Consider the following 17,495-nt stretch of genomic DNA (forward strand, 5'->3'; position numbering starts at 1 on the left):
AAAGGCCAAGACAATGAGGAACTTCCGCGAGATCGCCACCGGCAGCCGGGTCATCAACATCCGGATCAAGGAACAGACCCGGGAGTTGGTGAAGGGGACGCTGGTCGCCGACGCCGGCGAATGCGCGATCGTCGAGTGGGACGGTGACCTGAACCCGGTGACCGAGCCGTGGGCGGATATCGCCTGACCGGCGGGGCCGGGGGCTCCGGTCCCCGGCCTGGCGTGTGCCGGTGTTTGCGAGTCGGGTTATCCACAGGCATACTGAGCTCGTTGGTTTCCCCATGCCCGGGTTCGGGTGTGGGGTTTCTGCGTTTGAGGGCCTCGCGGGATGCGGGGTCCTTTTGTGTTTCTTAAGCCGTGGGATGCGGTGTCCGAGATGGAGGAAACTTTAGATGTCACGTAAGACCCTGGCACTCAACGCTGTTCGGGCGTGTGTGCCGGACGAGCTCGACGAGTTCGCGACGCACCGGTCGTCGAAGAGCGCGTACTGGAAGTTCCCGCGGCGTGATGCCGCAGGACACGGTGGTGGTGGCGGTATCACCGGTGGTGCCGGTGGTGCCGGCGGCGCAACACCCCCACCGGCCGACGGTGCTGGCGGCGCAACACCCCCACCGGCCGACGGTGCCGGCGGCGATGACTTCAAGTCCGAGCAGTCCGAGCAGGCTGTACTGACGGATCTGGCGGCCGCTCGGCGCGAGCGAGACGAGGCGCTGGCCAAGCTGGCGGCGATCGATGATGCGAGCAAGACCGAGGAGCAGCGGCAGGCTGAGGCGGCCAAGCAGCAGGCTGCCGATCTCGCGGCGGCGCAGCTCAAGAACGCCCAGTACGATGCGGCGGACGCGGCGGGGCTGCCGATCGCGTATGCCAAGCGGATCGTCGGTGCGACCGCTGAGGAGATGGCGGCGGACGCGAAGGCACTCAAGGCTGATCTGGACAAGCAGGTGTCGTCCGGTCAACGCACCGATGGTGCGGGCGCCTCTGATGCCGGCGGTTCGGCGGAGGTATCGCCGGGTATGGGACGTCTCGAAGCGACGTACTCGACGAGCAACAGCAACAAGTAGTTTCCCGGTGGCCATAGCCCTCGGGGCAACCAGAGAAAGGACAGAGCGCTATGGCACTCACACTGGCCCAGTCGGCAGTGATATCTACCAATCAGCTGTCGAAGGCTGTGCAGGAGATCTTCGTTCAGCAGAATCCGATTCTGGACCGGATTCCGCTGATGACGATCCAGGGCAACGCGTTCGCCTACAACGAGGAACTGACGCTGCCCGGGGTGGCCTTCCGCGGGGTGAACGAGGGTTACACCGAATCGACGGGCACCTTCAACCAGAAGACTGAGGGGCTGGTCATCCTCGGTGGTGACGCCGACGTCGACCGGTTCATTCAGCAAACCCGCTCAAACCTGGCCAACCAGCGCGCCGAGCAGACCAAGCTGAAGGTGAAGGCGCTCTCGTTCAAGTTCTCCGACCACTTCTTCAACGGTGACGTGGCGACCGAGACGAAGGGGTTCGACGGGCTCAAGAAGCGTCTGACCGGCGCGCAGGTGCTCGACGCGGCGGCTAACGGTCTGCCGATCGTCGGTAACGGGTCGTCTGATCCGCACGTGTTCTTCGACAAGCTCGACGAGCTGCTCGCGTCGGTGCCGGGCCTGGACGGGTCCAACGGCGCGCTGTACGCGAACGCTGCGGTGATCGCGAAGATCAAGTCGGCGGGTCGTCGGATCGGTGGCACCGAGATGGTGCGTGAGGATCTGACCGGTAAGCGGGTGGTGCAGTACAACGGCATCCCGGTTCTGGACCCGGGTTCGACGGCGGCTGGTGCTGCGGTGCTGCCGCAAACCGAGACCGTCGGGTCCTCGTCGGTGACCTCGTCGATCTACGCGGTGCGTTTCGGCAGCTCCGAGGGCGATCACGCCGTCACCGGCCTGACCAACGGCGGTGTGCAGGTGTACGACCTCGGCGAGTTGCAGGAGAAGCCGGCACTGCGTACCCGGATCGAGTTCTACGTCGGTCTAGGTGTGTTCGGTGGCCGTGGTGCGGCTCGTCTGCGTGGGGTGCTGGCGGCATGAGTGAGGACCCCGGGTTGGACGAGTCGGCTGACATCGATGACGCCGTCGATGAGCAGCCGGCCGAGGAAGTGAGCGTGTCTGCGGCGGGGAAGCCGAAGGCACGGCGCCGGCCGAAGGTCTCGGCGAAGTCTGCCGATCGGGTGGAGACGTTCCTGCGTCGTAGTGCCGACGACGGCCTGCTGGTGGAGGTCACGCGCAATCTCGACACCGGCGAGCAGACGGTGACCGTCGTCGAATGACCGGTCCCGTGCACACGCTGGTCTCGGCGTCGGATGTGTGTACGGTCCTGGCGCGTGAGGTGCCTGATGCCGGGTCGGTGTTGCGGGCCCAGCTCGACGAGTTGTGTGTGCAGGCTGCGGCCGAGATCCGGCATCGGGTGCCGGCGGTGGATGCACGGTTGACCGCGGGGTCGTTGTCGGCGGTGCGGGTGCGTGGCATCGCGTGCGACATGGTGATTGCGGCGCTGGAGAATGTGGAGCTCGGGTTCCGGTCGACGGGTGAGTCGTATCCGGAGCTGGGGACCACGCAGGTGGCGGCGGCGAATCGGATGCTGGTGGAGATGACTGATTCTCAGCGTGCGGCGTTGATGCCGCCGGACCCGCTCGCCGGTGCTGATGGTCGGGGCGGCATGTTCTTCGTGCCGCTGAGCTGACATGCGGTTCATTCAGCGGTGGCAGGTGCGGGCACCTCGTCCGACGGTCGTGGATCTGTCGACGGGGAACCGGATTCCGGGGCCGGCGCCTGCTGCGGTGCCGGTGTGGGGCGTTCTGCAGGAGCGGTTCCCGGAGAACATGCAGACCGAGCTGGGTGCTGGTGTGCGGTCGCATCCGTTGCGGGGTGTGGTCGTTGATCAGCCGTTGCTGTGTTTGGAGCCGGCCGCGGCCGCGTTGGGGATCACCACCGCCCATCAGGTGATCGGGCCGGACGGCGCGGTGTGGTCGGTGGTGCGGATTCCGGTGCACCGGCATCGGCACCGGTTCTGGTCGCCGCCGGTCAGGTATGTGGCGCTTTATGTTCGGCGCTCAACGGACATCATCGAACAATAGGAAGAAGGTCAATCGTGGCTGTGCAGTCTGAGCTCGTGGAATGGGCCGACGCCGACGGCAGAAAGCATGTCGGCTCGCGCAACGGGTCTGCGTACAAGAAGCATGTGGCGGCCGCGCAGCACGCCGCGCCGACACCCGACGCTGCCGAGGTCGACGCCGACAAGGTGGACGAGGATAAGCCCGCCGATGATGGGCCTGCGGCGCAGGACAATCCGGTCGCCGAGGACAAGCCTGCTGCGGTGAAGGCGCGGCCTGCCTCGTCCAAGGCTGCGGCCGGCAAGTAGGGGCCTGGTCCGGTGGGGTTGTCGCTGTCGGCTCGGGCCAGCGCTGACTATCAGTCGGCGCGGCGTGAGGCGTACGAGTCCTCTACTGAGCAGCGTGCTCAGATCGCCCATCAGATCGGTGACGAGGCGCGTGCTGAGGCGCCGGTCCTGACCGGTGCCTATCGCGATGGTGTGAGTGTGGAGGTCGACGGGTCGGACGTGATGATCGTCGACAACGATCCGGATGCCTTCTACAAGGAGTACGGCACCTCCAAGACGCCGGCGCATGCGACGTTGACGAATGCGGCCTCACGCCATGGCGCCTATACCGGGTTCTCGCCGCGCTGATGTTGCCGTTCGCGCCGGGTGCTGCTCGTGAGATCCTGCGCGCTGACCCTGATTTCGTGGCGCTGGTGGGTGCTGATCCGTCGGTGATCACCACCCGCGAGTTGCCTGATCCGTTGGTGCGGCCGTGCGTGACGATCGCGGCTGCGATCAACCGGCGGCTCAATGAGCAGGTGTCGTCGGTGCGGTTGATGCTCAATGCGTGGGTGCCCAAAGCTGAACTGCTGGTGGACAATCTGGGTCTGGTGATTGATCCGGAGGAGCTGGCGTGGAATATCGCGGCTACGGCCGGGCAGATTCTGGATATGCGCCGGATGATGGGCCGCGGCCCGTCGTTCGAGTTTCGTGGCGCGCGGTGGCGTGGTGTGTGGGATGAGGGTCCCACCACGCTCGTCGATGTTGAGCGGGGCCCCGATAATCCGATTTATCGTGCGGTGATCCAGGTTCAGATGAACATCGGGAAACAGTAGCGCCGCAGTAGTTTTCACCGCCCGACCGGGGTGGTGACTGATGGGCCCGGGGTGAGGGCGGCTCCCGCTCCGGGCCCGGCCCAACCGAGAAGTTTGTTCTTGCCCACATGGTGTGGGCGACCAAGATGGGAGAGGTTCTTGTGAGCACCACACCTGACAATTCGAAGGCGTATGTGTGGCAGGACGGTGATGCGTTCCGCGCACCGGCCGGCACCGCGCTGCCGGCCGGTGCGTTCGGAGCGCTGCCGCTGATCTCGGGTACCGCACCGAATGAGGTGAACTGGGATCCGTTCGGCGGTATCCAGGCCGGATTCGAACGCACTCCGGATCAGGAGACGACCAAGCACCGGATCTTCAACTACCGGCAGGCGGCGTACGCGGTGAGCCGGGGTCCGCTGGAGCAGACCACCAAGTTCCGGGCGGTCGACTACTCGAAGGCGTCGGTGCTGACGGTGCTCTCCGGTGGGTCGATCACCGAGACCGCTCCGGGGTCGGGGATCTTCGAGTGGCTCTTCGGTGACGGCGACGAGTTCGCGTTCTTGTGTCTGCTGGCCGAGCCGTCGAATGCTTCGGCGTTCCGGATGGGGTTCTACACGCCGAAGGCGACGCTGGCCACGCCGCCGCCGCAGAAGATCGACGGCACGAGTCTGGACGGCTGGGATCTGGAGATCGTGTCCCTGGCGCCGCTGGTGCCGATCACGAACATCAATCCGCTGGCCATCACCCCGACCGCCTGGACGGTCACGATCACCGGCACCCCGACCGGCGGTGACTTCACGCTGACCGTGAACGGTCAGATGACTGCGGTGATCGCGCACAACGCGGCGGCCGCGGCGGTCAAGGCCGCGCTGGAGGCGCTTTCGACGGTGACCACGGCGACGGTGACCGGTTCGGCCGGTGGCCCGTACGCGGTCACCCTGGCCAATGGTGGGACGCTGTCGGGCAGTGGTGCCGGTCTGACCGGTGGTAGCTCGCCGGCGGTGTCGGTGGTCGCGGCCTGATGCCCAAGACCAGCAGTAAGGCAGCCGCCGCCGAATCCGTGACGGGTTCGGCGGCGGCTTCTGCCGTGGAACGGGTCGATCTGCTCGACGCGCTGGAGGTCGGTGAGCCGGGGTTGGCGCCGTTGCCGGCGGTGTTCGCCGGTGTCGAGTTCGCGATCAACCGGTATTATCCGGCGGCGGTGATCTGGGAGTGGTCGGACCTGCAGCGTGAGGACACCTCGTCGTGGACGGACGAGCAGATCCGGACAGGGAATCGGAAGATTCTGCGGATCATCATCGCCGCCGATGATCACGACATGATCGATCCGTTGCTCGATGAGATCGGTAAGCGGTCGATCCCGGAGGCCCGCCGTATCTTCGCGTACCTGAACAATCGGGCCGGGTTGACGGACAAGTGGGGAAACGTGTTGGCGCTCTGACCTGCCTGGACGCTGTCCGGGATGGTTGGGGCGCGCTGATTGGCCGGTTCCGTCGGCAGTACGGCGCAGATCTGCGGGAATTGCTGGTCTCGTTGCCGTGGCAGGATCTGGCGATCCTGGTCGACGAGCTCGACTCGGCGTGGTCGGACACCGACGAGAACACCGCACGCCTGGTGGACCTGATCAATTACCAGGTCGAGTGCGAGCACGTGCGGTCGACGACGTCACCGGCCGAAGCCAGACGCGCGCAGCGTGAGTTGGCCGGGCGGGCGGCGCCGCCGGTGCCGATCATCCGGCCGGTGGCGCGCCGGCCCGCGGCGGTGCACGCCCGGTTGATGGTGCAGTACGAGGAGCTGATGGCGCGCCATGAGGGTGCGGTCGAGACACCGGCGGGTCAGATGGACCCGCGGGCGTTGCTGTCGCTGCTCCATCTTGACCGGTCTGATCTGGTCGTCGTCTAACGAATCCGAGGAGGTGAATCTGATATGGCCGGTGGCCGGATCGAGATCGATGTCGCGATCAACGATGAGGGTGTGGCCGAGGGCATCGACAATGCGTTGTCTGCGGCCACCGATGCGGTCAAGACCGCGGCCGGGGTGATGGGGTTGGCGTTCCTCGGTGGTGGTGTCTCCGATGCGATCTCGCACATCGTCGGGGTGGGTACCGACCTGGATACGGTGCTGAATCAGATCAAGGGCACCTCGGGGGCGACCGCGCAGGAGATGGCGGCCATCTCCGATAAGGCCAAGCAGCTCGGTAACGATATGACGTTGCCGGCGACGTCGACGAGCAAAGCCGCCTCGGCGATGCTGGAGCTGTCCAAGGGTGGGTTGTCGCTCAAGGATTCGATGGATGCGGCGAAGGGGTCGCTGGCGCTGGCGGCGGCGGCGCAGATCGACGCTGGGCGGGCTGCGGAGATCCAGGCCGATTCGATCAACACCTTCAACCTCAAGGCCACCGACGCCGGGCATGTCGCCGATGTCCTGGCGAACGCGGCCAACAAGTCCAGTGCCGAGATCGAGGACATCGCACAGGGTCTCGCGCAAGCGGGGGCGGTGGCGTCCGGGTTCAACATGACGATCGACGAGACCGCCGGCGCGTTGGCGGTGCTGGCGTCGAACGGGATCAAGGGCTCGGACGCGGGCACGCTGCTCAAGTCTGCGCTGCTCGCTCTGCAGGACACCGGTGAGCCGGCGTCGGCGGCGATGGAGGAACTCGGGATCTCCGTCTATAACGCGAAGGGCAAGTTCGCTGGGTTCGGTCCGATCATGGCCCAGCTCAAGAAGGCCTCCGGGGAGCTGACCGAGGAGCAGTACAACCAGGCCACCTCCACCCTGTTCGGCTCTGATGCGATGCGCCTGTCGATGATCGCCGCCAACTCCAGCGCGGGCGCGTTCAAGGACATGACGAAGGCGGTCGGCGAAGCGGGGTCGGCGCAGCGGCTGGCGGCTGCCTTCAATGAGGGTCTGCCGGGGGCGATGGAGCGTATCCAGAACTCGGTGGAGTCCGCGGAGCTGGCGATCTATGACCTGCTGCGTGGGCCGATGACCGAGATCGCCTCGTTCGGTGCGGACAAGATCGGTGCGTTCTCCGAGTGGCTGTCCTCCGATGACATCACCGCCGCCGGGAACGCGTTGCGGCCGCTGGCCGATCAAGTAGGCAAGATCGGTCGATCCGTCGCTGAGACCGGTAAGGATCTGGTGGCCGCAGGCGGGGCGGTGTCCACCTTCGGTGAAGGCGCGAAGGTCGGGGCGGGTGTGGCGATCGCCGGCCTGCAGCCCGTGCTCGGCGTCGTCGGCGGGGTCGTGAGTGCGTTCAACGCGCTGCCAGGCCCGATCCAGACCGCTGCCCTGGCAATGGGTGCCCTCGCGATCGCCCGCAACAAAATGAGTGCCTCACTGTCGCGGGTGACCAACATCAACGAGGCATCCCGGTGGCAGCGTGCCACGTTGGCGCTGCGGGACTTCAACGGGAGCATGCGGACTCAGGCGGCGCTGGCGCGGTCTGCCGGTCAGACCCTGTCACCGCTGCAGCGAGTCATGGCGGGATACCGGACATCGACGTTGGGCAGTGTGTCGGCGATGCGTGGGTTCACGACGCAGGTCGGTGATATCCGGCGTGGCGCGGAGGCTGCGGGTACCCCGATCTCCCGGTTGTCGGGGACGTTCCGGGCGATGGGTGAGCGGTCGGGGTCCCTCGCCGCGATCGGGCGGTCGTTCACGAATGCTCAGACGTCGATGTCGCGGTTCGGGTCGGTGGTGTCGTCGACGGCGGGCACGGTGTCGGCCGGGATGACCACGATGCGGGTCGGGGCGTCCGGTCTGATGGGTGCCCTCGGCGGTCCGTGGGGGGTGGCGATCGCCGGTGCGGTGGCCGGGTTGTCGCTGTTTGCCCAGCATCAGCAGAAGGCCAAGGCGGCTGAGGCCGAGCATAAGCAGATGGTGGACTCGCTGACCCAGTCGATCAATCTGCAGACCGGTGCGCTCAACAATGCCGGTAAGGCGCAGATGGCCAAGACGTTGCAGGACAAGGGAATCCTGACCGACGGGTACGAGCTGGGGTTCGACAAGAAGACGTTGGTGAATGCGGCTTCGGGTGACAAGAGGGCGATTGAGCGGTTCAACGCGGGCAAGGATCGTGCGCTTGCCGATCAGCTGAAGGGCAACCAGTGGGCCACGGGTGTGGCCGAGAAGACGGGCATGTCCGATGTGGAGATCGCACAGGGCCTGTATGGGGCGAAGGCGCAGCAGGACAAACTCAAGGCCACCAAGTACACCTACACCGACGGTCAAGGCCGCGAGCAGGAACGTTCGTACTACGAGGCGTTGACCGAGACGCTTGATGAGACGTCGCGGGCGTATCTGGATCTGTCGTCGAAGATGGGCGGCTACATCGGCGACACCGCGCAGGCGAACCGGCTCGCGCAGGAGCAGGCGGAGGTGACCGGGAAGGTCGCCGACAATGTGATCGATCTGCGCGAACAGCTCGGCGCGTTGCCGAAGGGGCAGTCGGTGGAGCTCGATGCTGATCAGATCGCCGGCGCCGAGACCCTGATCGACAAGCTCGGGTTCTCCATTCAGGAGTTGCCCAACGGTAAGTTCCGGGTGACCGCTGATACCGCGTCGGCGGGTGCGAAGCTGACCAGGATCGCCGAGTCGATTGCGGCGACGGATATTCTGCGGGCGAACCCGACGATCGACGCGGATACGACGGTGTTCGAGGCCGGTAAGTACAAGGTCGATAAGGATCTGGCGGCGCTCGGGAAGACGATCACTGATCCGACGGTGCGTGGCAGCTTCGACAAGTGGACCAAGGGCAAGGATTTGACCTTGCTCGACATCGCGCGTCTGGACACGCTGCGCACTGATCCGAAGATCGGTGCGAAGTTGCAGGAGTGGCTGGATGCGAAGGCTCAGGTCGATCAGTGGCAGCCGCCGGCCAAGCGGCAGACGGTCACGGTGGAGTATGTGGCGTATCAGAATCCGTTCTCGACGAACGGTACCGCGGTCGGTCAGCATTACGCCAGCACGCAGTATGCCGGTGGTGGGCAGGTGCGGGGGTATGCCGACGGTGGTGGTGTCGGGACCGATGGTGCGATCCGGGGGCCGGGTTCGGGGACCTCGGATTCGATTGCGGCGATGGTGCCGGTGGGTGGGCATGTGTTCACCGCGGCCGAGACCGCCGCGGCCGGTGGTCCCGATGGGCTGAATCGGGCGTTGGCGGCGCTGGCCACCTCGTCGGCGTCGGTGCCGGTGGCCGGTGGTCCGTTGACGGCGGTGCGCCTGTCCAATGGTGAGTTGTATGCCGACCCTGCGAAGGTGGCCGCGGCCGGTGGGCATGCGGCGATACTGGCGCTGCGTCAGCAGCTGCGCAGCCCGGCCGGGCATTCACTGGGTGGCGCGGTGTCGGCTGAGCAGGTCGGTAAGGCCAACGACGGCCTGCCTTATATCTCCGGTGCGCGCGATTGTTCGATGTGGGTGTCGTGGATTGTGCAGGCCGCCAAGGGGGAACCGCTGCAACGGTTGTTCACGACGTATTCGTTGCTTGATGGTCAGACGGCGGGGTTGCAGGCGGGGGCGTCGGCGTCGGATCTGATCGCGGTCGGGACTTCGCGTGAGCATATGGCGGCCACGGTGATGACCGCCGACGGGCCGGTCAATACCGAGTCCGGTGGTAATTCGCAGCCCTCGCAGGTGCGGTGGGGCCGCGGCGCTGCGGGTGCGTTCGATCCGCAGTTCACCAACCGGTATCACCTGCCGATCAATTTGATCAATCCGGCGCCGACACCGGAGGACAAGCCGGCCGATGATCGGTCCCCGTTCATTCCGGATGCGGCTCAGAACAAGAAGGATCAGGAGCTCGCCCGCGGCGGCGACAAGGCCGAGCAGAAGCAGACCATTGAGGCGCCGACCGCGCCGAAGTTGGAGGATGTGGCCGCTGAGGCGGCGCGGATCGGTGTGCGGGGGTTGCTGGAGACGTTCGGGTTGGAGGATTCGGCGCTGGCCGATCCGGATTCGACGACGATCGGGCGGGCGGTGACGATCGCGCAGAACACCGACCGGTACCGGCGTGAGCAGGCGCAGGCACCGACGGCCACCGACGATGAGGGCGACGGTAAGAAGTCGTCGACCAAGCGGTCGCAGGCCGAGAAGGACGCCGACGATAAGGCGTTGCTCGATCTCAAGACCAAATATGAGCGGGAGAAGCTGGACCGTAAGCAGGCCTACGAGCGTGAGCAGGCCGCGATCCGGGCGGCGAACAAGGACAAAGACGTGCGTGCGCAGAAGCTCCTGGATCTCAAGCAGCAACGTGACCGCGACGAGCTGGATAAGAAGTTCGCATATCAGGCTGAGCAGCGGCGGATCAAGGAAACCGATTCGACGGGCACCTCGGGCACCGACACCGCCAATACTGCGGGCACTTCCACCAATGATGGAACCTATTCCGGGCGTGTGCATCCCAAGGACGAGACCGACCCGTACCAGATGGTGAACGCTGCCCCGTACAACGCGGCGTTGGGAACGGTGCAGTGGGACAAGCAGATCGCGGCGGCATTGCAGATCACCGGGATGCAGGCCTCCTACAACGAGATCATGCGCGCGCAGGGTGATATCGAGTCCAAGGGTGATCCGAAGGCGCTCGGGCCGGTGTCGGCCGACGGCACGCCGTCGGGGGTGTGGCAGGTCAAGCCGCCGACGTTCGCGTCGATGCGGGACGACAAGCTCCCTGATGATGTGTTCAACGTGCTCGCCAATGGTGTGGCCGCGCTGAACTGGACGGCCAAGCGGTGGGGTGGTCCGCAGAATGTGTGGCCGACGACCCTCGGTTATGCCGACGGTGGTGTGTGGTCCCAGCGTGCCAAGGCCGGCGGTTTGGACCCGATGCCGGCGACCAAGGCTGCGGTGGTGGCGGCCGATGCGTGGCGGGTGATCGGTGATCGTGCGGTCGCTGATGAGTTTTTCATCCCGGACACCGATGATCCGCAGCATGTGGCGATCGGCGCCGAGTGGGCCCGCCGGCGCGGGTTGCAGCTGGTGCAGATGCATGCCGACGGTGGGATCGCCGCGCGTGCTCAGGGCGGGCAGGCCGGTCTGTCGCAGGTCCTCGCCGAGCCGCGGACCGAGGTCCACAACCATGAGGGCTCGCGGTATGAGTACAGCGGTCCGGCTGAGCAGGCCGGTGACTTCTTCCGCGGTGCGCGCCGGCACGACAACATCGTCACCCAGGGCGCCGGTATCGCGCGGATCGGGCGTAAGGGTGTGCGTCGGCGGTGACGGTGCGCCTGGTCGACGACACGCTGTTGCGGATCTACGACTGGCGTGGGTCCGGTGACTTCGTCGAGTTGTCGGGGCCGCGGCAGAACACCCACGGCGCGCAGCTGCTCGAAGGGCTCGGCGGGATCTTTGATGCGCCGGTGACGCAGGTGGAGATCCGGGCGGCGACGTTGCCGGGTGCGATCCCGGTGACTGTGCGCGTGGCCAAGCGGGCCATCGATCTGCCGGTGATCGTGCAGGGCGCCGATTCGATCGCCTGGCAGTGGTGGAACCGGAGGTTGCGGCGGCTGTTGTCGCCGACCCATGATTCACCGTTGGTGGTGGCGACGTTGCCGTGGGGTCCGCGGTGGATCGGTGTGCGGCTGCGGGAGAATCCTGACGATGTGTTCGGCGTCGATCCGACGTTGTCCCGCTCGCACATCTGGAACTTGCAGTTCGATGCCTACGATCCGGACTGGCGTAGCCGCGACCTGACGGCGACGTGGCGTAACACCGCCGGCACCGGATACGGGAACCTGCGGATCGCCAACCGCGGAGATCGTCGGTCGTATCCGAAGTGGGTGGGTGGGGCCGGGGATTGGGTGTTGCAGCAGTCGCCGGGCGGGTTGTGGAATCCGTTGCCGCGCATGGCTGCCGGTGAGGAGTGGGTGGCCGACTCGCATCCGCTGGCCTTCCAGTTGCAGTCCACGGCCAACCCGAACAAGTGGGAGCTACTCCAGCGTGGGTTCACCCGGTGGATTGAGGGTGAGGGCGAGTACGTGTTCGGGGTGAAGGTCGCCGGGTCGTCGTCGGCGTGGTGCCAGCTGCGGCTGGAGCAACGGTTCTCACACCCGTGGGGCTGAGGGGCTGAGATGTCGGGGCCGATCGATCCGGATGCGGTGTACCACCAGCTCAAGGCGGTGCAGCACCAGACTCGGCGTGAGCATTTCGAGTCGGCGCTGATTCGGTGGTGGGACGGCGACATGAACATCAACATCGAGGTCCGTTCGGACATCTTCTCCGAGGGTGAGGACCCGGTCTATGCGGTCGGTGGTGCCACGTGCCAGGTGCCCTACCGCTCCCCTGAGGGGTACTTCGCCTACGACTGGGTTCCCGCCGACGCTGATCTGAATATGACGGTGGAGGTGCACGGGTACGACGACCGTGTCGGGTACAAGGCGCTCAGCGTCGACTTGGTGACCGACGAGGACGGCACCGAGTGGGTGGAGGTCACGTTCGTCTCGTTCTTGGCGTATTGGGAGTCGCAGATCCTGATGGCGATGCCGTTGCTGCCGGCGGCGTTGCAGCTGCCGAAGCTGTTCGCGATCCCCGGCGACACCCGCACGGTGTACCTGCTGAGTTTCTGGCTCAACCTGCTGCAGACCTACTCGCCGCTGTGGCGGGTGCCCGATTCGGTGACCCCGGAGGGGATCGCCGACTCGATTGATCCTTCACGCTGGCCGCTGGTGGTCGCCCCGACCGGGCTGCTGGGCACGTTCACCAAACCGACGATCACCTCGTGGCGCTTCGACATGGCGTTGCCGGCGATGACTCAGGGACTCAAGGACGCCGAGTGCATTCCGATCGCCCGGCCGTGGCTGGTCGGTGACCGGCAACCGTTCCCTCAGTACATGAGGCTCTCGCGTAACTGCGTGATCATCGACATCGAGCACCACCCACGCACACCCGGGCTGGTCGGCACATTGCTCGGCGGGCTGATCCAGCTCGTCGTGTCCCTCGGGACGAACCTGGTAACTCAGGTGACTCACCCGGTGCTGGACCCGAACGTGATGCCGGCGTTGCCGTCTCAGCATGCGCTCGGCAATCAGGTGGGGTTGCCGCCGGCGCAGCCGTGGCCGGTGTACCGGCTGGGTCAGTACTCGGGTCTGGTGGGCACGAGGGTGGCGAAGAAGAAGTCGACCGGGACGATCTTCTGGACCGGTGGCCGTTCCCCGGAGTGGGTCAATCAGGGCATCACCTTGGCGATCACGACGGCGCTGAGCTACATAGGGTGGCTGATGGCCATCCCGGGGTTGGCGCACTTGTATCAGGGGCAGCTCGACAATGTGGTGCTGGCGTTCGCGAAGGTCGAAGACACCGCGCGGGCCCGGCGCGCCGGGAGGTTCGCGCTCAAGCATGTGTGGTGCGCCGAGGGCTCAACGGGTTTCGGCATCAGCACGGCGCTCGCACTCCGGAAGGGTTGGTATGACTCGCGGCCGCGGATCGTGCGGCACGCCGAGATCATTGACGGGTTCCCGTATTTGGTGGGCAAGCACATCCGCAAGGGCACGATGTGCTGTTTCGAGATGCCCGACGGGTCTCTGTATATCGATCAGATAACGAACATCAAGTGGCGTCGTGATGAGGAAACCGCCGGTCTGCGACGCACTTTGGTGGTCGGCGATGACGACGAGGACGAGGACCCGATCGCCCAGTTGTGGCGGCACGCCAACGATCTGCGTGAGATCGCCAAGAAACTGTTCCTCGAGAAGTGAGGTGTGGGCTGTGTCCGGTGAGGTGTGGCGGGGGCCGTCGGCGGCGGATCTGCAAGGTCCGCACCGGTTTGCCGAGTTCTTCCGGGACATGCCGATCCTGGACGGCGGCAACGCGTTGTATCTCGACGACGCCCAGCGTGATCGGCTCGGCTGCCACGCCGAGGCGTGCGGGCTGCGGAAGACCGCACCGCGCCAGATCAAGTACTGGCCGTCCCCGCGTGGCCAATCCGGTTGGGGCAACACCGGTTTGTGGGTGCCCGCCGACACCCCGGACCCGCCGGAGCTGGCCACACCTGATCCGGCGGCGATGACACCGGCTGAGCGGCAGGTGCTGCGCGCCCAGCTCGCCGCGTTCGACGATGACGAAGGAGACGACGATGCCTGACTATGCGACCGTGACCGCCGATTACACGCGGTTGATGACCAAGCATTTCACGAAAGGTCGTGGTGCAAGCAAGATCCGGTTCGTCACTCGCCATCACAACGCCGGGATCTCGACGACCGATCAGACGTGGCAGACGTGGCAGAGGCGTGAGGCGTCGGCGCACTATCAGATCGAGGTGTCCGGCCGGGTGGGGCAGCTGGTGTACGACGCCGATACCGCGTGGGCCAACGGTGACGTCGCGGCGAACGCTTCGGCCATCGCGATTGAGCACTCGAACTGTGGTGGTGCCGAGCAGGATTGGCCGATCGCTGACGCGACGATCGTGGCCGGTGCGAAGTGGGCCGCGGCGCTGTGCGTGTTCTACGAGCTCGGTCGCCCCGAGTACGGCAAGAACATCCGCGATCACAAGAACTTCTACGGCACCGGCTGCCCGTGGCATCTGGCCGCCGACCACGAGGGCCGGCCGGGCAAGTACCACGCACGGTGGATGCAGGTCGCCCAGGACCACTACGACTCCATGACGAGAGGAACCCCGACCGTGTCGACTCCGAATCTGCTGCAAGAGATCTGGGATCAGCTGCGCGGCCCGAACGGCAAGGGGTGGCCGCAGCTCGGTGGCCGCACGATCGTCGACTCGCTGGCCGAGGTACACGCCAAGCTCGACACGCTGATCAAGGGAATGGGCAAATGAACATCGCTGACCGACCTCGCGACGACGTGCTGCACCTGCTGTCGCTGTTCGAGTGCGACCATCTGCCTCCGCACCTGCGCATGGTGTCCGAACAGTGCAGGTCCGTGGCGCTGACGATGGTCAACCGATCCATGGCCGGTCCGGAGCTGACGGCCGGGTTGCGGAAGTTGTTGGAGGCCAAGGACTGTTTCGTCCGGCAGGCCGTGATCGATGCTCGCAGTGCTCAGGGTCCGGACCTATGAGCGCTGACGAGGTGCTCGTCGACGTGCTGCGTGCCCAGCTGGCAGCGCAGCCGTGGTGGCGCACATCAGCGAACACCGTGACCTCGGCGGTGACGCTGGGTGTGAATGCGGTGTGGCTGCTGGTGTCGTTCGGTGTGGATGTGGACCCGATGGTCATCGCAGTGGTGGCCGCGCTCGTGCAGCTGCTCGGGGTGGTCGGGGTCAAGCTCACCCCGAACGGGGTGACGGCCCGGCAGATCGACGAGCTGGAGGCGTACGTGGGGCGGCATCGTGCCTGACATGCCTGCGGGCACGCATCCGCTGGTGTGGTTGTCGGCGATCATCATGCTGACCACCCCGACGCTGGTGATGACGATCCGCAACGCACGGTCGGCGGCGGCGGTGCGTGACTCGACGGTCAACGACCACCCGCGGCCGCTGCGTGATGATGTCGACGACGTCCTGTCCGAGCTGCGGGCGTTGCGTGCTGAGGTGGCCGAGCTGCGCGCGGAGGTGCGTGCCATCGATGAGCGCACCGCGCGCATCGGGACCGAGGTCCGTGAGGACCGCACGTTTCGGCGTGACGGGGATGCCCGGGTCAATAAGGCTGTGCGCGATCTTGAGCACCGAGTCGACACCGTGATCAGCAAATACCATCCGGAGGAGTTGGCGTGACGAACAATCTGGGGACCTATCTCGGGGATGTGCTGCTCAAGGCGAAGGTGTTCGGGTTGGCCACCCCACCGGGTGAGCCTCCGCTGCAGCATGCGCAGCTGTCGGTGGTCGGTGATGACGCATCGCTCGGCATCCCGGTGTTGCGTGGTGATCCGGGTGCGGCCGGTGCGCCGGCGGCGCCGTTCAAGTGGCAGTTCCCGTCGCTGGATTCGGCTTCGGAGTTGCCGACGCTGACCAACACACCGACCGATGTCGGTAAGGCGTACGTGATCAATGACGGCACCGGCACCGCCGACATTGCGTACTGGACCGGCACCCAGTGGCGGTACTTCGTCGATGCGTTCGGGCCGGGTCTGCCTGGTCCGGTCCCTGACATCACCGTCGACGGTGAGCTCGTCGCCGCCGGTGATCCGTTCGCGGTGGTGGTGTCCGGGACCGCCGAAGCTCCGCACCTGCATTTCCAGGTGCCCGCCGTACCGGGCCCGCAAGGTCCGTCGGGGCCGTGGCAGCTCTACGACGACACCCAGACCAGGGACACCGGTGATGTGCCGGTGTGGTCGGATGCGGCCGCGAAGTACGAGCCGCGGTCGTTGCTGGAGCTGGGGTCCTTCCCGCGGGTGCTGCGCTACACCCAGCCCGAAGGTGCCTTCACCGCGTACACGGGGACGAACGGGTCGCACACGATGTGCGTCATGAGTCTGCCGTCGCTGGCGTACGCCTATCACGTCGATGTGCATGGGCATGTGCGGGTCTCGCGTGCCGGTGATGCGACGACGCGGGTGGCGATCGTGGTGCGACTCGGTGACGCGTCGTCGGGGCAGATCGTCGGCAAGGGCATGGCGGTCGAGTCCGGGCCGTGCATCATCGTGCCGCACTACTCCTCGCAGGAGTCGGGGAAGACGAACCTGACGGCGACCCCTGATGGTGCGACCGGCCGCACCGCGGCCGAGGCCTCGGCGTTGCTGTACGCGACGGCGGTGGTCGTCGACGGGGCGGGGTCGTGGTCGGTGGCCGCAGTGGATGCGCAGCTGTCGGTGTCGTTGATCCCGGCGAACGCCTGAGGCCTGCGCGATGACGTCATCGTTGCAGCCGGTGCAGGACTGGTACGACGATCCGCCCGACCGTGACCTGACCGGTGGCGGGTTGCCGTTGACGGTGCCGTTCGTGTTGCCGTCACGGCAAACGCAGGAACGGTTCGACGACAACACATCCTACGATCGGCTCGACACCTCGCGGGTGCCGTCGGTGACCGGTGGTCTGCCGATCGATACGAATGTGGCGAACCTGCTGGCCGGGCCTGGTGGGTTGACGACGAAACCGAACATGCTCTCGGCGATCGGTGCCGCGTTCGATCCGCTGATGGGGATGCTGACGGTGGTCCAGGTGGACCTGGCCGCTCAGCAGGCCACGGTCAACGATCATTCGCAGTCCATCACCGAGCTGCGCGAAGCGTTCAACCAGCTGATCTTGCAGGGCAATGCGCTCGTGTTCACTTCCAACAACACCTACACTCCGTCGGCGGGGGTCCTGTCGGTGGATGTGATCCTGATCGGCGGCGGTGCCGGCGGTGCCGGTGGGACCGCGTCGGCGTTCAACGGTGGCCCCGGCGGCGGTGGCGGTGGTGGTGGTGAGGTGCACGTCAACATCCCGGCCACGCTGCTGC

21 protein-coding genes and 1 pseudogene are annotated in these 17,495 nt (G+C 66.1%); all 22 read left to right on the plus strand.

All coding sequences use genetic code 11. From position 1 onward, the window contains the following. Positions 1-187: hypothetical protein (locus tag KDB67_RS09190; RefSeq protein WP_291015086.1), on the plus strand; the 187-nt coding region annotated here is incomplete at its 5' end. A 205-nt stretch (positions 188-392) separates the two neighbouring features. After that, a complete protein-coding gene (locus KDB67_RS09195; RefSeq protein WP_291015088.1) occupies positions 393-1,061 on the plus strand; it encodes a hypothetical protein in 669 nt (222 codons plus the stop codon). A gap of 50 nt (positions 1,062-1,111) precedes the next feature. Beyond that, positions 1,112-2,068 (plus strand): major capsid protein, encoded by a 957-nt coding sequence (locus tag KDB67_RS09200; protein ID WP_291015090.1) that lies wholly within the window; start codon positions 1,112-1,114, stop codon positions 2,066-2,068. Further along, complete coding sequence (locus KDB67_RS09205) at positions 2,065-2,307, plus strand: hypothetical protein (RefSeq protein WP_291015092.1); 243 nt, start codon at positions 2,065-2,067, stop codon at positions 2,305-2,307. The genes KDB67_RS09200 and KDB67_RS09205 overlap by 4 nt, the downstream gene beginning before the upstream one ends. Further along, positions 2,304-2,720, plus strand: a complete 417-nt coding sequence (locus KDB67_RS09210; RefSeq protein ID WP_291015094.1) for a hypothetical protein — start codon at positions 2,304-2,306, stop codon at positions 2,718-2,720. The genes KDB67_RS09205 and KDB67_RS09210 overlap by 4 nt, the downstream gene beginning before the upstream one ends. A 1-nt stretch (position 2,721) precedes the next feature. Continuing rightward, complete coding sequence (locus KDB67_RS09215) at positions 2,722-3,114, plus strand: hypothetical protein (RefSeq protein ID WP_291015097.1); 393 nt, start codon at positions 2,722-2,724, stop codon at positions 3,112-3,114. Between the two features lie 14 nt (positions 3,115-3,128). Next, positions 3,129-3,398 (plus strand): hypothetical protein, encoded by a 270-nt coding sequence (locus tag KDB67_RS09220; RefSeq protein WP_291015100.1) that lies wholly within the window; start codon positions 3,129-3,131, stop codon positions 3,396-3,398. A gap of 12 nt (positions 3,399-3,410) precedes the next feature. After that, positions 3,411-3,725, plus strand: a complete 315-nt coding sequence (locus tag KDB67_RS09225) for an HK97 gp10 family phage protein (RefSeq protein ID WP_291015102.1) — start codon at positions 3,411-3,413, stop codon at positions 3,723-3,725. Next, positions 3,725-4,192 carry a hypothetical protein gene (locus KDB67_RS09230; RefSeq protein ID WP_291015104.1) on the plus strand — a complete coding sequence of 156 codons (468 nt, stop codon included), beginning with the start codon at positions 3,725-3,727 and terminating at the stop codon, positions 4,190-4,192. The genes KDB67_RS09225 and KDB67_RS09230 overlap by 1 nt, the downstream gene beginning before the upstream one ends. A gap of 140 nt (positions 4,193-4,332) precedes the next feature. Continuing rightward, positions 4,333-5,193, plus strand: a complete 861-nt coding sequence (locus tag KDB67_RS09235) for a hypothetical protein (protein WP_291015106.1) — start codon at positions 4,333-4,335, stop codon at positions 5,191-5,193. Next, on the plus strand, positions 5,193-5,612 hold the full coding sequence (locus KDB67_RS09240; protein WP_291015109.1) for a hypothetical protein: 420 nt from the start codon (positions 5,193-5,195) through the stop codon (positions 5,610-5,612). The genes KDB67_RS09235 and KDB67_RS09240 overlap by 1 nt, the downstream gene beginning before the upstream one ends. Then, a complete protein-coding gene (locus KDB67_RS09245) occupies positions 5,588-6,073 on the plus strand; it encodes a hypothetical protein (protein ID WP_291015111.1) in 486 nt (161 codons plus the stop codon). The genes KDB67_RS09240 and KDB67_RS09245 overlap by 25 nt, the downstream gene beginning before the upstream one ends. A gap of 24 nt (positions 6,074-6,097) precedes the next feature. Then, positions 6,098-11,386, plus strand: a complete 5,289-nt coding sequence (locus tag KDB67_RS09250) for a phage tail tape measure protein (protein ID WP_291015114.1) — start codon at positions 6,098-6,100, stop codon at positions 11,384-11,386. Next, on the plus strand, positions 11,383-12,228 hold the full coding sequence (locus KDB67_RS09255; RefSeq protein WP_291015116.1) for a hypothetical protein: 846 nt from the start codon (positions 11,383-11,385) through the stop codon (positions 12,226-12,228). The genes KDB67_RS09250 and KDB67_RS09255 overlap by 4 nt, the downstream gene beginning before the upstream one ends. Before the next feature lie 9 nt (positions 12,229-12,237). After that, a complete protein-coding gene (locus KDB67_RS09260; RefSeq protein WP_291015118.1) occupies positions 12,238-13,860 on the plus strand; it encodes a hypothetical protein in 1,623 nt (540 codons plus the stop codon). Between the two features lie 10 nt (positions 13,861-13,870). Next, positions 13,871-14,245, plus strand: a complete 375-nt coding sequence (locus KDB67_RS09265; RefSeq protein WP_291015120.1) for a DUF2744 domain-containing protein — start codon at positions 13,871-13,873, stop codon at positions 14,243-14,245. Next, the gene (locus tag KDB67_RS09270; protein WP_291015122.1) at positions 14,238-14,936 is read left to right on the plus strand and encodes an N-acetylmuramoyl-L-alanine amidase; all 699 of its coding nucleotides are present in this window, start codon (positions 14,238-14,240) and stop codon (positions 14,934-14,936) included. The genes KDB67_RS09265 and KDB67_RS09270 overlap by 8 nt, the downstream gene beginning before the upstream one ends. Beyond that, a complete protein-coding gene (locus KDB67_RS09275; RefSeq protein WP_291015124.1) occupies positions 14,933-15,178 on the plus strand; it encodes a hypothetical protein in 246 nt (81 codons plus the stop codon). Before KDB67_RS09270 ends, KDB67_RS09275 begins: the two co-directional genes overlap by 4 nt. Next, positions 15,175-15,456, plus strand: coding sequence for a hypothetical protein (locus KDB67_RS09280; RefSeq protein WP_291015127.1), 282 nt, complete (start codon positions 15,175-15,177; stop codon positions 15,454-15,456). Before KDB67_RS09275 ends, KDB67_RS09280 begins: the two co-directional genes overlap by 4 nt. A gap of 1 nt (position 15,457) precedes the next feature. Continuing rightward, positions 15,458-15,832, plus strand: a complete 375-nt coding sequence (locus KDB67_RS09285; RefSeq protein WP_291015130.1) for a hypothetical protein — start codon at positions 15,458-15,460, stop codon at positions 15,830-15,832. Beyond that, the gene (locus tag KDB67_RS09290) at positions 15,829-16,893 is read left to right on the plus strand and encodes a hypothetical protein (RefSeq protein WP_291015133.1); all 1,065 of its coding nucleotides are present in this window, start codon (positions 15,829-15,831) and stop codon (positions 16,891-16,893) included. Before KDB67_RS09285 ends, KDB67_RS09290 begins: the two co-directional genes overlap by 4 nt. Positions 16,894-16,903: 10 nt before the next feature. After that, positions 16,904-17,495: pseudogene (locus tag KDB67_RS09295) on the plus strand (hypothetical protein); the annotation flags it as partial.

The organism is Gordonia sp. (in: high G+C Gram-positive bacteria) (assembly GCF_020438995.1).
GTDB lineage: Bacteria > Actinomycetota > Actinomycetes > Mycobacteriales > Mycobacteriaceae > Gordonia.

Bases quoted from the DNA above. Each gene is read 5' to 3' on its own strand.
- KDB67_RS09195 (WP_291015088.1), top strand. From the start codon at position 393: ATGTCACGTAAGACCCTGGCACTCAACGCTGTTCGGGCGTGTGTGCCG.
- KDB67_RS09200 (WP_291015090.1), top strand. From the start codon at position 1,112: ATGGCACTCACACTGGCCCAGTCGGCAGTGATATCTACCAATCAGCTG.
- KDB67_RS09205 (WP_291015092.1), top strand. From the start codon at position 2,065: ATGAGTGAGGACCCCGGGTTGGACGAGTCGGCTGACATCGATGACGCC.
- KDB67_RS09210 (WP_291015094.1), top strand. From the start codon at position 2,304: ATGACCGGTCCCGTGCACACGCTGGTCTCGGCGTCGGATGTGTGTACG.
- KDB67_RS09215 (WP_291015097.1), top strand. From the start codon at position 2,722: ATGCGGTTCATTCAGCGGTGGCAGGTGCGGGCACCTCGTCCGACGGTC.
- KDB67_RS09230 (WP_291015104.1), top strand. From the start codon at position 3,725: ATGTTGCCGTTCGCGCCGGGTGCTGCTCGTGAGATCCTGCGCGCTGAC.
- KDB67_RS09240 (WP_291015109.1), top strand. From the start codon at position 5,193: ATGCCCAAGACCAGCAGTAAGGCAGCCGCCGCCGAATCCGTGACGGGT.
- KDB67_RS09250 (WP_291015114.1), top strand. From the start codon at position 6,098: ATGGCCGGTGGCCGGATCGAGATCGATGTCGCGATCAACGATGAGGGT.
- KDB67_RS09260 (WP_291015118.1), top strand. From the start codon at position 12,238: ATGTCGGGGCCGATCGATCCGGATGCGGTGTACCACCAGCTCAAGGCG.
- KDB67_RS09270 (WP_291015122.1), top strand. From the start codon at position 14,238: ATGCCTGACTATGCGACCGTGACCGCCGATTACACGCGGTTGATGACC.
- KDB67_RS09275 (WP_291015124.1), top strand. From the start codon at position 14,933: ATGAACATCGCTGACCGACCTCGCGACGACGTGCTGCACCTGCTGTCG.
- KDB67_RS09280 (WP_291015127.1), top strand. From the start codon at position 15,175: ATGAGCGCTGACGAGGTGCTCGTCGACGTGCTGCGTGCCCAGCTGGCA.
- KDB67_RS09285 (WP_291015130.1), top strand. From the start codon at position 15,458: ATGCCTGCGGGCACGCATCCGCTGGTGTGGTTGTCGGCGATCATCATG.